Origin of the sequence: Dankookia sp. P2 (genome assembly GCF_050632255.1) — a bacterium.
GTDB lineage: Bacteria > Pseudomonadota > Alphaproteobacteria > Acetobacterales > Acetobacteraceae > Paracraurococcus.
Window position 1 is genome coordinate 253,496 of record NZ_CP192581.1, and the last position, 14,070, is coordinate 267,565.

At 69.2% G+C, this 14,070-nt stretch carries 12 protein-coding genes, 1 tRNA gene and 4 pseudogenes; 3 read left to right on the forward strand and 14 right to left on the reverse strand.

The window, feature by feature from the left end:
* Positions 1-6: 6 nt before the first annotated feature.
* Together ACQ86J_RS01410 and ACQ86J_RS01415 are read right to left on the reverse strand one after the other, a co-directional pair.
* Positions 7-639 (reverse strand): hypothetical protein, encoded by a 633-nt coding sequence (locus ACQ86J_RS01410; RefSeq protein ID WP_431269730.1) that lies wholly within the window; start codon positions 637-639, stop codon positions 7-9.
* 56 nt (positions 640-695) lie between these two features.
* Positions 696-2,036, reverse strand: coding sequence for a ComEC/Rec2 family competence protein (locus ACQ86J_RS01415; protein WP_431269731.1), 1,341 nt, complete (start codon positions 2,034-2,036; stop codon positions 696-698).
* A 318-nt stretch (positions 2,037-2,354) separates the two neighbouring features.
* Between ACQ86J_RS01415 and gltX the strand changes: the two genes are divergently transcribed.
* The gene (gltX, locus tag ACQ86J_RS01420) at positions 2,355-3,752 is read left to right on the forward strand and encodes a glutamate--tRNA ligase (protein WP_431269732.1); all 1,398 of its coding nucleotides are present in this window, start codon (positions 2,355-2,357) and stop codon (positions 3,750-3,752) included.
* 19 nt (positions 3,753-3,771) lie between these two features.
* Here gltX and msrP read toward each other — a convergent pair whose 3' ends face one another.
* On the reverse strand, positions 3,772-4,704 hold the full coding sequence (msrP, locus tag ACQ86J_RS01425) for a protein-methionine-sulfoxide reductase catalytic subunit MsrP (protein WP_431269733.1): 933 nt from the start codon (positions 4,702-4,704) through the stop codon (positions 3,772-3,774).
* A gap of 177 nt (positions 4,705-4,881) precedes the next feature.
* Positions 4,882-5,577 (reverse strand): hypothetical protein, encoded by a 696-nt coding sequence (locus ACQ86J_RS01430; protein WP_431272789.1) that lies wholly within the window; start codon positions 5,575-5,577, stop codon positions 4,882-4,884.
* Here ACQ86J_RS01430 and ACQ86J_RS01435 point away from each other — a divergent pair.
* On the forward strand, positions 5,477-5,719 hold the full coding sequence (locus tag ACQ86J_RS01435) for a helix-turn-helix domain-containing protein (protein WP_431269734.1): 243 nt from the start codon (positions 5,477-5,479) through the stop codon (positions 5,717-5,719). The two genes, ACQ86J_RS01430 and ACQ86J_RS01435, sit on opposite strands and share 101 nt — an antisense overlap.
* A 263-nt stretch (positions 5,720-5,982) precedes the next feature.
* A pseudogene (locus tag ACQ86J_RS01440) lies at positions 5,983-6,246 on the forward strand (lytic transglycosylase domain-containing protein); the annotation flags it as partial.
* Positions 6,247-6,329: 83 nt separating this feature from the next.
* Here the strand turns inward: ACQ86J_RS01440 and ACQ86J_RS01445 are convergent.
* From ACQ86J_RS01445 to gyrA, 10 genes and pseudogenes are all read right to left on the reverse strand, one after another.
* Positions 6,330-6,455 (reverse strand): hypothetical protein, encoded by a 126-nt coding sequence (locus ACQ86J_RS01445; RefSeq protein WP_431269735.1) that lies wholly within the window; start codon positions 6,453-6,455, stop codon positions 6,330-6,332.
* A 115-nt stretch (positions 6,456-6,570) separates the two neighbouring features.
* On the reverse strand, positions 6,571-7,581 hold the full coding sequence (locus tag ACQ86J_RS01450) for an amino acid ABC transporter substrate-binding protein (RefSeq protein ID WP_431269736.1): 1,011 nt from the start codon (positions 7,579-7,581) through the stop codon (positions 6,571-6,573).
* A 10-nt stretch (positions 7,582-7,591) separates the two neighbouring features.
* Positions 7,592-7,801: an NIPSNAP family protein gene (locus ACQ86J_RS01455; RefSeq protein ID WP_431269737.1), complete on the reverse strand. Its 210-nt coding sequence runs from the start codon at positions 7,799-7,801 to the stop codon at positions 7,592-7,594.
* Positions 7,740-8,273, reverse strand: a complete 534-nt coding sequence (locus tag ACQ86J_RS01460; RefSeq protein WP_431269738.1) for an NIPSNAP family protein — start codon at positions 8,271-8,273, stop codon at positions 7,740-7,742. The genes ACQ86J_RS01455 and ACQ86J_RS01460 overlap by 62 nt, the downstream gene beginning before the upstream one ends.
* Before the next feature lie 507 nt (positions 8,274-8,780).
* Positions 8,781-8,856 (reverse strand) — tRNA-Lys (locus ACQ86J_RS01465).
* 46 nt (positions 8,857-8,902) lie between these two features.
* A pseudogene (locus ACQ86J_RS01470) lies at positions 8,903-9,449 on the reverse strand (peptidylprolyl isomerase).
* 148 nt (positions 9,450-9,597) lie between these two features.
* On the reverse strand, positions 9,598-10,086 hold the full coding sequence (locus ACQ86J_RS01475; protein ID WP_431269739.1) for a peptidylprolyl isomerase: 489 nt from the start codon (positions 10,084-10,086) through the stop codon (positions 9,598-9,600).
* Positions 10,087-10,113: 27 nt separating this feature from the next.
* Positions 10,114-10,656: a peptidylprolyl isomerase gene (locus ACQ86J_RS01480; RefSeq protein ID WP_431269740.1), complete on the reverse strand. Its 543-nt coding sequence runs from the start codon at positions 10,654-10,656 to the stop codon at positions 10,114-10,116.
* A 31-nt stretch (positions 10,657-10,687) separates the two neighbouring features.
* Positions 10,688-11,199: pseudogene (gene coaD, locus ACQ86J_RS01485) on the reverse strand (pantetheine-phosphate adenylyltransferase).
* Positions 11,200-11,279: 80 nt separating this feature from the next.
* A pseudogene (gene gyrA, locus ACQ86J_RS01490) lies at positions 11,280-13,976 on the reverse strand (DNA gyrase subunit A); the annotation flags it as partial.
* Positions 13,977-14,070: the final 94 nt, after the last annotated feature.

The following is a 14,070-nucleotide window of genomic DNA, read 5'->3' on the forward strand; positions in this document are numbered from 1 at the left end:
CTGTCTCTACTCGATGGTGGCCGGCGGATCCTGGGATGGCGTGCCGCGCGGCACCGGGACGGACGGCACCCAGGGCCGGGTGCCGCGCGCGGCACGATCGCTCAGCACCCGCACCCCGCCCGGCTCCAACCAGATGGCATGCGCGCCGTTCCGCCAAACCGCAAAGCGGTCCACCACCTGCGCGGCGCAATGTCCGCGCACCGGCTCGGCCGAGACCACCAGCGCTGCGGCGGCGCAAGCCTCCGCCGGCGCAGCGCCGCGCAGCAGCACGGCGGCGGGTGCATCCGGCGCCGGCTGCAGCACGCAGGTCCCGGTGGTGCAGGCGATCCCTTCGGCGCTGAACCTTCCGGCCTTCGGCAGCAACGTGTCCCCGGTCGCCCCATACAGCCGCGACCAATCTCCTCGTGTCAGCCCGGAAGCCCCGGCCAGCTTCTGGACCGCCAGCCCCTGCCCCGCCCGCAGCCCGATCAGCCGCGCATCGGCCGAGACCAGGATGTCCGGCGGCCGCTGCCAAGCGCCACTCGCCAGGCCGAGCAGCAACAGCGGCACACCTAATAATCGCCAGCGCGCGCGCCACAGGCAGAGCCAGAGCGTACCAAAGGTGCAGAGACCGAGGCCCCAGGCCGGGATCGGCGGCACCGTCAGCGCCGCGCCCGGCCAGTCGGCGACCCAGCGGGCGATGGCCAGGATGCCCTCTACCCCCAGCCCATCGGAACCAGGGCGAGATCCTCCAGCCCGAAGGGCATCAGCGCCGCCGCCGCCATGCCGGCCGGCATCACCAGCGCCGAGGTCAGCGGCACCGCCAGCGCATTGGCCGCGACGCCGTAAAGCTGCAGCCGGCCGAAATGGTGGAGGCCGAACGGCGTCGTCGCCGCACCGGCGAGCACCGAGGTCGCAAGCACGCCGCAGGCCGCCAGCGCCAGCCGCTGACGCCAGGCGCCACGCCCCGGCTTCGGCAGATGCGGCCGCAGCGCGTCCCAGCCGGCGATCAGGGCGAGCACCGCGGCGAAGCTCATCTGGAAGCTGGCGCCGAGCACCGCCGCCGGTTGCAGCAGCAGCACTGCCGCGGCAGCAAGGGCCCAGGCGCGCAGGCTGAGGGCCCGCCGCCCCGTCAGCAGCGCCAGCGTCGCCAGCGCCGCCATGGCGAAGCTGCGCTGCATCGGCACCGCGCAGCCGGTCACCAGCAGGTAGAGCCCACCGACCGTGAGCGCGCCCAGCGCCGCGATCGCCTTCCCCGACAGCCGCAGCGCCACCCACGGAAGCAACGCCAGTAGCCACCGCAGCAGCCCGAAGCTGAGCCCCATGACGATCGCGATGTGCAGGCCGGAGACACCGAGCAGATGCGCCAAGCCGCTGTCCCGCATGGCGCTGAGATCAGCCACCGGGATGGCGCTCTGCCCACCGGTCAGCAGCGCTGCGGCGACCGCGCCGGCGGCGCCGGGGATGGCGCCGGTCACACGGGCCTCGATCTTCGCGCGCAGTCCGGCCAGCAGCGGCGCCCCCGCCTCGCCTGGCGTCAGCTCGGCGCGGCCCAAAGCGAAGCCACTGCCCGCCAGGCCGGAGAACCACGCGGCGCGCTGGAAGTCCCAGGCGCCGGGATAGGCGGGCGCCGCCGGGGCCCGGACAAGCGCGCGTACACGGATCAGGTCACCCGGCTGCGGCTCGGCAGGGTCGTCATGCTTCAGGCGGATGCGGACGTGCCGGTCGAGCGGCGCGCCACCGTCCAGCCGCGGCGCCTCCAGCGTCAGCCGGCGTCCCTCGGGCAGCAGCTCGACCGCGGCGATCCGGGCTTCGATGAGGGTGGCGCCGCGCGGCAGGTCCGGCATCGGTGGTTGCCGCCCGGCTTGCCAGGAGGCCATGCCGAAGCCAAGCGCCGCCGCCGCCGCGAGGCCCACCGCCCACCCGGCAAGTGGCCAGCGCGCCGCGGTCCAGATCGCCAGGGCCAGCAGCGGCGGCGCCAGCCAGATCGTTGCCGCGGCCGGTTCGGCCGGCAGGGCGAAATACAGCAGGATGCCGGTGCCAAGGGCAACCGCCAACCAGGGCGCCAGCCGGCCACGTTCCGCCGCCAGCAGGCTGAATGAACCGGCCAGGGCGGAGGACTGCCGGCCGACCCATTCCGCGCCAGAGCGTGCGATGGAATTGACACCGGAGTCGCATACGGGCAGCGACTCGGGCTTCTCAACCCTTAACTGCATATAAGAGGCCGCATACCCCATTTGATCGACGAAACGTGATCGATACAAAGAAGCTCGAAGTACGAGGGCGGCACGAGACGATTTCCCGAACAGCAGGTTCTGGACTACTGAGCCTGCCCGCATGGCGCCGCGGCGCGGCGCAGCCCTGGGAACCGCACCATGTCCGTCCGTACCCGCTTCGCGCCCTCCCCGACCGGCTACCTGCATATCGGCGGGGCGCGCACCGCGCTCTTCAACTATCTCTTCGCGCGCCACCACGGCGGCCAGTACCTGCTGCGGGTCGAGGATACCGACCGCCAGCGCAGCACGCAGGAGGCGGTGCAGCAGATCCTCGACAGCCTCGACTGGCTACGGCTGAGCCCGGACGAGCCGCCGGTCTTCCAAACCGCGAACGAGGCCCGCCACGCGGCCGTGGCGCGCGAGCTGCTGGCGAAGGGCCAAGCCTACTTGGCCTATGACACGCCGGAGGAACTGACGGCGATGCGCGCAGCGGCCGAGGCGGCCAAGCGTCCCTTCAAGTATGACGGCACCCGCTGGATCGCGCTCGATCCAAAGGACGCGCCGAGCGTCGCGCCGGCCATCCGCATCAAGGCCCCGAAGGGCGGGGAGACGCTGGTCGCCGACCTGGTGCAGGGCGAGGTGCGCGTCGCCAATACCGAGCTCGACGACATGATCATCCTGCGCTCGGACGGCACGCCGACCTATCTGCATGCGGTCGTGGTAGACGACCACGACATGCGGATCACCCATGTCATCCGCGGCGACGACCACCTGACCAACACCTTCCGCCAGTGCATGGTCTATGACGCCATGGGCTGGCAACGGCCGAAATCCGCGCATATTCCGCTGATCCACGGGGCGGATGGCGCCAAACTTTCGAAGCGGCACGGCGCGGTCGGCGCGCTCGAGTTTCGCGAGCAGGGCTTCCTACCCGAGGCGGTCTGCAACTACCTGCTCCGGCTCGGCTGGGGCCATGGGGATGAGGAACACATTCCGCGCGACCGGGCGATCGCGCTGTTCGACCTGGGCGGCGTCGGCCGCGCGGCCTCGCGCATGGATTACGTCAAGCTGACGCATCTGAACGGCATCTACCTGCGCGCCGCCGACGACGACCGGCTGACCGCCGAGGTGCTGGCCCGGCTGGCGAAGCATAAGGTCGATTTCGGCACTTCAGGCGGTGACCGCGTGCGGGCGCTGATGCCGGTGCTGAAGGAACGCGCGAAGACGCTGGAGGAGCTTGCCAGCTTCGCTGCCTTCGCCGCGGTCGAGGGCCCGCCGCCTATGGATGCCAAGGCTGCGGCCCTGCTGACGCCGGAGGCCAAGGCTCGGCTGGCCGACTTGGCGCAGTTCCTGACCGACGCTCCCTGGGAGCGTGCCGACCTTGAAAGCTGGCTGCGCGACTACGCCGAGGTGAAAGGCGTCAAGCTCGGCCAAGTCGCCCAGCCGCTGCGCATAGCACTGTCCGGGAGCACACAGAGCCCGCCGATCGATGCAGTGCTCTGGGCACTGGGCCGGACCGAGGCGATGGATCGCATCCTGGCGGCGACGGGGGAATAGCCCCCGCCACCGCCACGGCTCAGGCCCAAAGCCGCTCCTTCTGCAGGTTGGTGTAGAGGCCGGCGACGAACTCGCCATATCCGTTGAAGAGTTGGGTCGGAATGCGCTCGCCCGACCCCAGCACCCGCTCGCTCGCCTGACTCCAGCGTGGGTGGGAGACCTCCGGATTCACATTGGCCCAGAAGCCATACTCAGAGGCTTGGATCGCCTCCCAGAAGGTCTTCGGCCGCTGTGCTACCAGGCTGATCCGCACCAGCGACTTGCCGGCCTTGAAGCCGTATTTCCAGGGCTGGTGGAAGCGGACCGGGCCGCCATTCTGCGGCGGCAGTGGCTTGCCATAGGCGCCGGTGACCAGGAAAGAGAGATCGTTCGCCGCCTCGTCGACCGTGCAGGCTTCGATATAAGGCCACGGATACCAGGACTGCCGCAGCCCGGGCATGGCGGCGGGCAGCGCCGCGGTTTCAAAGCGGACGTATTTCGCCTCCGACTTGGGGCCAACCGCCTTGAGTAGCGCCGCAATGGGGAAGCCAGTCCAGGGGACCACCATCGACCAGGCCTCGACGCAGCGCAGCCGGTAGACCCGCTCCTCCATCGGCATGGTCTTCAGCAATTCCTCGATGTCGAATCCACGCGGGTTGTCGACCAGCCCGTCGACCTTCACCGTCCAGGGTCGCTGCGGCAGCTTCTGGGCCGCACGGTGGATGCCCTTGTCGGTACCGAACTCGTAATAGTTGTTGTAGGTCGTCGCGTCCTTCTCCGCGGTGATCTCCCGGCCCGCCAGGTAGCGCGGGTTGCGGGCGGGCGGCGCATCCTGGGCGAAGGCCGGCAGGGCGATGCTGCCGGCGCCGAGGCCGGCGGCGGCCTTCAGGGCAGCGCGGCGGCCGAAGACCAGGGCCTCGGCGGTGGCGTCCCGGTCGGGGATTTCCCAGCCGCGTGGAATCCGGATCAGCATCGCAGGTCTCCGTAGCGCTTGTCGGAAAAGGGGCCGGGTGGGGCCGTCGTCAGGCACGGCCGCCCTCCTGCTGGCTGTTTCGCCGCGGCCCCGTCTGGCGTTACGCTGCGCAGGCCGGTGGCGGATGCGTTACGCAAGGCAATCATGAACGAGGCATGTGTACTTTATGATTGTACTCTAAGTGGCGCACACTATCATGTGACCTAACAAAGCGTTGTAGCTTTCGGAGATCACATGCGCATTGCAGTCGCCGCCGATATGGGTTCCACCGCCGACCTCGAAGCCGCCCTGGCCGAGTTCGGCGTCCTGTGCGACCCGGCCGAGAGCATCGGCGAACTGCCCTCCATCGTTGCCCTCAGCGGTCCGTACGACCTGGTGCTTCTGCGGGTCGGTCAGCCGCTGCGAAATGCCCTGCCGGCTCTGCGCGACCTGCGTCGCCGCGGCATGACCCTGCCGGTGATCCTGTCCTGCACCGGCCCGGCAGCGCCGGAGGAGGAAGAGGCCGCGCTGCATGCCGGGGCCGACGACGTCCTCTTCCACCCGGTCCGCCTGCCGGTGCTGCATGCCCGGATGCAGGCCATGGCGCGCCGGGCACGCGGCTACGCTTCGGCCGAGCTGGTCTGCGGCAACGTTACCCTGGACCAGGAACAGCATGCGGTCATGGTCGACGGCAAGCGGGTCAACCTGACCGCACGCGAGTTCGACTTCCTTGAGACCCTGATGCTCCACAAGGGCGTCCTGCTGACCAAGGAACGCTTCATGACCCGGCTCTATGCCGATCCGGAGGCGCCGGATCTCGAAGATCGTCGATGTCTTCGTCTGCAAGCTGCGGCGGAAGCTGACGGCCTCGGGCGCTGCCGAGATAATCCGCACCGTCTGGGGCCGCGGCTACGTGGTCTTCGAGCCATCCGCCAGCGCGATCGAGGCCGCACGGCAGACCCGGCAGCCGGATGCCGAACCCGCGCCGCGCGGCTGGGTCCGCCGTGCGCCGCGATTTCTAGCCGTCCCGGCCTGAGGCCAGCCTCCCGGCGCCGGGCTTCGCCGCTCGGCCCGTCCTTACCCTGGCACGCCGGTTGCGCTGCCCCCGGACATGCCCGCATCCCGCGGGCGCCGGAATCCCTACCGTGCGTGCCATCGCCTATTGCCTGATGCTCATGCTGCCCTGGCTGCTGCTCCTGTACCGCCCTGGCACAGGGTAGCGAACCGGGCCCGCTCTGCCGGGCCGCCATAGCGCAGGCGGAGCGGGAGCGCGGCCTGCCGCCACGGCTGCTGGCGGCGATCGGCCGGGTCGAGAGCGGCCGGCGCGACCCACAGACCGGCGCCACCCATCCCTGGCCCTGGGCGATCAATGCCGAGGGACGCGGCAGCTTCTTCCCGGACAAGGCGGCAGCGATTGCCGCCGTGCGCGCGCTGCAGGCCGAAGGCGTGCGCTCCATCGATGTCGGCTGCATGCAGGTCAACCTGCGGCACCACCCCCAAGCTTTCGCCAATCTGGAGGAGGCCTTCGACCCGCTTGCCAATGCCCGCTACGCCGCGCGCTTCCTGACGGAACTGCAGGCGGCCCGCGGCGACTGGCTGCAGGCCGCGGGCGGCTATCATTCGCAAACCCCCAGCTTCGCCGAGCCCTACCGCGCCCGGGTCGCCGCGGCCTGGCTGGCGGAGCAGGCGCTCCCTACGGTGCCGGCCGCCGCCATGGCGGCGACAAACCCCGGCGGGGCGGCGATGCTGGAGAACAGGGCGGCACGCGCCACGCTGCTGCCAATCGCGCCCGGCGCCGGGCGGGGCTGGATGCCTACCGTGCGGCGCCGATCCCGCTGGCCGGCCGGTCCGCGATCCTGTCGGCGCGGCGGTCCTGATCCCGGCGCTTCAGCGCATTGGCCAGGAATACATCAACCCGCCCTCGGTCCAGAGCCGGTTCATCCCGCGCTCGAGCCCGATGGCCGTCTTCGGGCCGAGATGCCGCTCGAACAGTTCCCCATAATTGCCGATGGCGCGAATCGCATTCGTCGCCCAGGCCGGGTCGAGCTTCAGCGCATTGCCAAGCACCGGATCGACACCCAGCAGGCGGCGGATGTCAGGGCTCTGGCTTGTTTTCAGCGATTCGGTGTTCTGGCTGGTGACGCCCAGCTCCTCCGCCTGGATCAGGGCGGAAATGGTCCAGCGCACCACGTCGAACCATTCCTGGTCGTCGCGCCGCACCACCGGGCCATAGGGCTCCTTGCTGAAGCGCTGCGGCAGGATGATGAAGTCGCCCGGCTTGGTGAACTGGCTGCGGAGCGCCGCGAGCTGCGTCGCATCGGTGCCGATCGCATCGCACCGCCCGGCCTGCAACGCCTGCGCATTGTCCTGCATGCGTTCCTGCAGCAGCGGCGTGAAGCGCAGGCCATTGGTGCGGAACCAGTCGGCCGTCACCAACTCGTTCGTCGTTCCCGGCGAGAGGCAGATGGTCATGCCATCCATGCCCTTGGGATCGTCGATGCCGGCCTCCTTCCGCACCATGAAGCCATGGCCGTCATAGAGGTTCACCGCGACCATGCGCAGGCCGAGCGTGGTATCGCGCGTCATGGTCAGGGTGGTCTGGCGTATCAGCACGTCGATCTCGGCCGATTGCAGCGCGGTGAAGCGCTGCACCGCGGTCAGCGGCACGAAGCGAACCTTGTTCGGATCGCCGAACAGCGCGGCCGCAAGACCGCGGCAGAGATCCGCATCCATGCCGCGCCAGACGCCCTGGCTGTCCGGCAGGGAAAAACCGGCGACGCCGACATTGACGCCGCAATCCAGCGTGCCGCGCGCCTTGATGGTATCCAGAGTCTGCCCGCCTGCGCGGTGCCAGTAGCAAGGGCGAAAAGAGCGGTTGCGAGCCAGCGCAGGGGGCATGTTCAACCTCTCAGCGAATCGGCGACCAGGGGACCGGCTTCAGAACCAGGGTGTTCTGCGCCTTCAGCGCGCCCAGCCCGCCGGTCGCCTTCGCGGATCCCGCCCAGCCCGGATCGGCTGCCATCGCGGCGCGGCGGCGGTCGCGGTCGCCGAGCGAGCTATAAGCCCAGGCGAAGACCGCTTGATTGATCGGACCGCATTCGGTGACCGCGAAGAACAACAGCTGGCCGAGGTGCTTGTCCTGCACCGGCTTGCCGATGGTCTCTATAGGCCTGCAGCCAGCCGTTGATCTTACCCGGCTCGAAATCATAGGTCCGATGGTCGACGAACATGGCGTCGCCTTCAATCGTTTTGACGAAAGGCTGGCCGACCTTCTGGATCGGGGAGAATGGGACGGTCTTCAGCAGCTTGGCTTCCTGCGCCATCAATGCGCCAATCGGCCGGGTCTCCTGCAGGAAGCGCTGCCATTCGGGGTCGGCGTCGCGGCGGACCATGCCGCGCTCGCGCTCGTCGATGTCGTCGAAGCCGCGCAGGAAGAGCACGCGGTTGATCTGGCCGAACTCGACCGTGAACATGCCCATCAGCGGCGTCAAGGTGCGCGAGGAGGCGGGGCCGCCGATTTCCGAATAGGCCTTCAGCCAAGCCGGCAGCTTGCCGGGATGCGCGGTGTAGATGCGCTGCTCGATGAACATGGTGCTTCCTCCCAGGACGCCGCGGCGCGGCGGGACGGGCGGAGTGCCGCATGTTCCGCCGCCACGGTCAATCCGCCAGGCAGCCCTGCCTGGGCAACTTGCACCAGGCCACCCCGCCCACTCGACGCTGCCGATGCCGGTCATGCGAGGGCAGGCAATCGGCTGTCAGGGAAGCTGAGGGCACTCCATTGCGTTACCCCGACGTCTTCGGTCGCTCACTCCTGAACCGGGGATTTCGAACCTGTCGTGATGGGTCGGCGGACACGATACGGCCCGCCGGGTGCCGAGCCGCTGCCGTTGGACTGAGCGCTTGACACAGCGATATTGCAACGGGAAGGGCTGGACGGCGTGCCACGAGCCTTGGCCGCCGCAGCGGTGAAGGCGCTTGCGCTGCTAATCGGGCCCGAATCGGCGGGTGACTGGCATGCGGAGTGTTTCGCCCGCCAAATCCTAACCGGCACCGACACCGCCGCTGGTCGCGGCCAATCTGCGAACTAGAAAGGGAGATGGTGAGCCGGGTGGGACTCGAACCCACGGCCACGAGATTAAAAGTCCCGTGCTCTACCGACTGAGCTACCGGCTCACACGGCGCCGCCGCGCGCCGGGAAAAGCGCGCGGCGGCGAGAAAGTCAACCGGTGGGGGCTTCCGCCGCGGGCGGCGCATCCGCCGCGACGCGCGCCTTCACCAGCCGGTCGGGCCCCTGGACGATGCCGTTGCCGCCGGTGCCGCGCTTGATCTTGTCCACGGCTTCCATGCCGGAGACCACGCGGCCCCAGATGGTGTACTGGCCGTCGAGCGACGGCGCCGGCGCGAACATGATGAAGAACTGGCTGCTCGCGCTGTGCGGCGCCGCCGTGCGAGCCATGCCGCAGGTCCCACGCACGAAGCGCGCCTTGTTGGTGAACTCGGCCGGCAGGTCCGCATAGCCGGCATCACGCGCGCCGCCTGTGCCGGTACCGGTCGGGTCGCCACCCTGGGCCATGAACCCCTCGATCACCCGATGGAATGGGGTGCCGTCGTAGAAGCCGGCCCGGGCCAGTGTCTTGATGCGCTCGACATGCTGGGGGGCCAATCTCGGGCAACAGCTCGATCGTCACCGTGCCGTCCTTAAGCTCGAGAATCAGCGTGTTCTCAAGCTTCGGATCCGGCTCGGCGGGGGGCGGCACGGCCGGCACCTCCGGCTCGGCGGGCGTTGCGTCGCTCGCCGCGGCCTCCGGCGTCGCCGCCTCGGTCGCGGGCACCTCGATCGGCGGCTCGCCCGGGATCTCGATGGGGCTGCCGGCTTCGTCGCTCATGCTCGCTCGTCCTTCTGCGCTGCGCGGGTCAGGCAATGCTGGCGCGGATCAGCTTGTCCGGGCCGTTCACCGTGCCGCTGCCGGGGGCACCGCGCTTGATCTTGTCCACGACATCCATGCCGTCGGTCACCCGGCCCCAGACGGTGTACTGGCCATCGAGGAAGCTCGCATCACCGAAGCAGATGAAGAACTGACTGTTCGCGCTGTTCGGGCTCTGGCTGCGGGCCATGCCGCAGACGCCGCGCTGGAAGCTGACCTTATTGAACTCGGCAGGGAGGTCGGGCAGGTCACGCGCACCACCGGTGCCTGTGCCGGTCGGGTCACCGCCCTGCGCCATGAAGCCTTCAATCACCCTGTGGAAGGGCGTGCCGTCGTAGAAGCCGCGGCCGACGAGCAGCTTGATCTGCTCGACGTGCTTCGGCGCCACGTCGGGCAGCAGCTCAATAGTCACAGGGCCGTCCTTCAATCCGAGGATCAGCGTGTTTCCCGGCGCGGGGGTGCCGGCTGCATTGGTCATTGGAAAAATCCCTTTTGGAAATGCGGGTCAGGCGGTGACGATGCGGGCGCGGAGCAGCTTATCCGGGTTGGTCACCGTGCCGCTGCCGGGGGCGCCGCGCTTGATCTTGTCGACGGCGTCCATGCCGGCGACGACGCGGCCCCAGATGGTGTACTGGCCGTCGAGCGACGGCGCCGGCGCGAACATGATGAAGAACTGGCTGTTCGCGCTGTTCGGGCTCTGGCTGCGGGCCATGCCGCAGATGCCGCGGATGAAGCGGTACTTGTTGGTGAACTCGGCGGGCAGGTCGGGCAGGTCGCGGGCGCCGCCGGTACCGGTGCCGGTCGGGTCACCGCCCTGCGCCATGAAGCCTTCGATCACCCGGTGGAAGGGCGTGCCGTCGTAGAAGCCGCGGCCGACGAGCAGCTTGATCTGCTCGACGTGCTTCGGCGCCACGTCGGGCAGCAGCTTTATCGTGACGTCACCGTCTTTCAGGGTTAGGACAAGTCGCTCTTTAACTTGTGCCTGGGCAGGACGGATGAGGGTCGGGGCGCCGAGCAGGGCGAGGCCGGCGAGGTGTCGTCGCAGCATGGGTCAGCTCCGGTTGATGGAACGGCAGGCCTCAGCCTTGGGTCGGCGCCCGCACGCGCGCCAGGGTCCGCTCCAGGGTCAGTTTCGGCACGAAGGAGGAGACATCGCCCCCGAGACGGGCGATCTCCTTTACGAAACGCGACGAGATGAACTGGTTCGTCTCGCTGGCCATCAGGAAGACCGCTTCGATGTCATGGTCCAGGCGGCGGTTCATGCCGGCCATCTGGAACTCGTAGTCGAAGTCGGTCACCGCCCGCAGGCCACGGATGATCATGCTGGCGCCCAACTCCTGCGCGAAGCCGACCAGCAAGCCTTCGAAGGGCCGGACCTCGATGATCGTGCCGGTCCGGGCGGCGATCACGTCGGTCTCGGCGCGAACCAACTCGACCCGCTCCTCAAGAGGAAAGAGCGGGCTCTTGCCGATGTTGATCGCGACGCCGACCACCAGCTTGTCGAGGATCCGGCAGCGCGGCCGATCACGTCCAGATGGCCATTTGTGACCGGATCAAAGGTGCCGGGATAGAGGCCGATCCGCTCACGCATCGGAGGCGGTTCCCGGCTCGATCCCCGTGCCCACTGGCGGCTCGGTCGCCGCCAGCGCGCCGGTCTGCGCCAGGCTGGATCTCGCTGCCGGCTTCGTTCGCGGCATCGCCCTGGTCATCGACGACCGGGAAGCAAGAGTTCACGCGTTCCCCCTCATTCAATCTGAGGAGCATCACGCCCAGGCTGCGCCGGCGCGTCAAGCGCACCTGGTCGGCCGGCAGGCGGATCAGCCGGCCGGTGTCGGTCACCAGCATCACGTCATCGCCCGGCCGGACCGGGAAGGTGGCCACGACCTCCTTGCCGGTGCGCCGGCTGAACAGCATGCCTTCCAGCCCCTGCCCGCCCCGGCCTCGTGATCCGATAGTCATAGGCGAGGCTGCGCTTGCCGAATCCGCCGTCGGTGATGGCGAGGATGATCTCCTCCGCCTCCTCCAGCTCGCGTGCGCGCTCGGGCGAGAGGGTGACCTCGTCGCCGGCGCCGTCCTCCGCGCCGTCCTCGACCTCCTCGGCGGCTGCGGCCTCGGTCTCCTCGGCGCCGTTGCCGTTCTCGCCGCGGCGGCGCTGGGCGGCGTTGCGGATCGCGGCCTCGCGCTCGGCCGGCGTCGCCTCGACATGGCGGAGGACGCTCAGCGCGATCACCTCGTCGCCCTTGCCGAGGCGGATGCCGCGCACCCCGGTGCTGTCGCGGCCGGCAAAGACGCGCAGCACGTCCTCGCTGGCCTGGAAGCGGATGGCGCGGCCCTTGCGGGTGGCGAGCAGCACGTCGTCACCCTCCCGGCAGGTGGAGACGCCGATCAGCTCGTCGCCGTCGTCGAGCTTCATGGCGATCAGCCCGGCGGCGCGGACATTCTTGAAGTCGGACAGCTTGTTGCGGCGGACTCCGCCCGAGGCGGTGGCGAAGACCAGGTGCAGGCCCTCCCACAGGCTCTCGTCATGCGGCAGCGGCAGCACAGCGGTGATCTGCTCGCCTTCCTGCAGCGCCAGCACCTGGCGGAGCGACCGCCCCTTGCCCTGGCGCACCGCCTTCCGGCAGCTGCCAGACCTTCTCGCGGAAAGCCATGCCGCGGCTCGTGAAGAACAGCACCCATTGATGGGTATGCGCGATGAAGCTGCGCATCACCACGTCGTCCTGCCGCGTCGCGGCGGCGCTGCGGCCACGGCCACCGCGATGCTGCGCCCGGAAGGTGTCGAGTGAAGTGCGCTTCACATAGCCGTCCCGCGTCAGCGTGACGATCATGTTGCCCGGCTCGATCAGGCTCTCGTCGTCCACGTCGGCGATGCCGTCGACGATCTGGGTCAGCCGAGGCGCGGCGATCTGGGCGCGGACGGCGCGCAGCTCCTCGGTCATCACCTCCATCCGGCGGGGATGGCTGCCGAGGATGTCGAGCAGCTCGCGGATGCGGCCGCCGATCTCCTCGAGCTCGGCAGTGATCTTGTTGCGCTCGAGCCCGGTCAGCCGGTTCAGCGTGAGCGCCAGGATGCCACGGGCCTGCGCCTCGGTCAGGCGTACCGTGCCTTCCGGCGTGACGACGTTGCCGGCATCCTCGATCAGCGCCAGCAGCGTGCCGACGTCGCCGGCCGGCCAATCGCGCGCCATCAGCGCGGCGCGGGCCTCGGCCGGGTCGGCGCTGGCGCGGATGAGGCGGATGACCTCGTCGATATTGGCCACCGCGATGGCCAGGCCGATCAGCAGGTGGCCGCGCTCGCGCGCCTTGGCCAGGCGGAAGCGCGAGCGGCGGAGGATGACCTCCTCGCGGAATGCGATGAAGCACCGCAGCGCGTCGATCAGCCCCATCTGCCGGGGCTTGCCGTTGTCGAGCGCCAGGAAGTTGACCGGGAAGGAGGTCTGCAGCTGCGTCATGCGATACAGCTGGTTCAGCACCACTTCGGCCGTCGCGTCCCGCTTCAGCTCGATGACGATCCGCATGCCGTCGCGGTCGCTCTCGTCGCGCAGGTCGGAGATGCCCTCGATCGCCTTGGCACGGACCAGTTCGGCGATCTTCTCGATCAGCGTCGACTTGTTGACCTGGAAGGGGATCTCGGTGGCAACGATGGCCTGGCGGCCGCCGCGCATCTCCTCGATCTCGCACTTCGCCCGCAGCGGGATGGACCCGCGCCCGGTCTCGAAGGCCAAACGGATGCCCGCCCGGCCGAGGATCAGCCCGCCGGTCGGGAAGTCCGGCCCGGGGATGATCTTCATCAGGTCGGCGAGGGAGGTGTCGGGCTCGGCGATCAGCGCCAGCGTCGCGTCGATCACCTCGGTCGGGTTGTGCGTCGGGATATTGGTCGCCATGCCGACGGCGATGCCCTGGGCACCGTTGACCAGCAGGTTGGGGAAGGAGGCCGGCAAGACGCGCGGCTCCTGCTCCGATTCGTCGTAATTCGGCTGGAAGTCGACCGTGTCCTCCTCGATGCCCTCGATCAGGGCGGAGGCGGAGCGCGCCAGGCGGACCTCGGTGTAGCGCATCTGGGCCGGCGGATCGCCGTCCATGCTGCCGAAGTTGCCCTGCCCGTCGATCAGCGGCACGCGCAGCGAAAAGGATTGCGCCATGCGGACCATGGCGTCGTAGATCGCGGCGTCGCCATGCGGGTGATACTTGCCGCATGACGTCGCCGACGACGCGGGCCGACTTGCGATGCGGCTTGTCGGCGGTATAGCCGCTTTCCTGCATCGCATGCAGGATGCGCCGATGGACAGGCTTGAGGCCGTCCCGCGCATCCGGCAGGGCGCGCGCGACGATCACGCTCATCGCATAGTCGAGGTAGGAGCGGCGCATCTCCTCCTCGAGGGTCACGGGCACGGCGTCTTCCGGGCGGATGCCGCCGCTGCCGTTCTCGGTCTCGCTCACGCTGGTGTTCTTCCTCGTCGTC

Coding starts and splice junctions, on each gene's coding strand:
- msrP (WP_431269733.1), bottom strand. CDS start 4,704: ATGCTGATCCGGATTCCACGCGGCTGGGAAATCCCCGACCGGGACGCC.
- ACQ86J_RS01460 (WP_431269738.1), bottom strand. CDS start 8,273: ATGTTCATCGAGCAGCGCATCTACACCGCGCATCCCGGCAAGCTGCCG.
- ACQ86J_RS01435 (WP_431269734.1), top strand. CDS start 5,477: ATGCCGATCCGGAGGCGCCGGATCTCGAAGATCGTCGATGTCTTCGTC.
- ACQ86J_RS01475 (WP_431269739.1), bottom strand. CDS start 10,086: ATGACCAATGCAGCCGGCACCCCCGCGCCGGGAAACACGCTGATCCTC.
- ACQ86J_RS01480 (WP_431269740.1), bottom strand. CDS start 10,656: ATGCTGCGACGACACCTCGCCGGCCTCGCCCTGCTCGGCGCCCCGACC.
- ACQ86J_RS01450 (WP_431269736.1), bottom strand. CDS start 7,581: ATGCCCCCTGCGCTGGCTCGCAACCGCTCTTTTCGCCCTTGCTACTGG.
- gltX (WP_431269732.1), top strand. CDS start 2,355: ATGTCCGTCCGTACCCGCTTCGCGCCCTCCCCGACCGGCTACCTGCAT.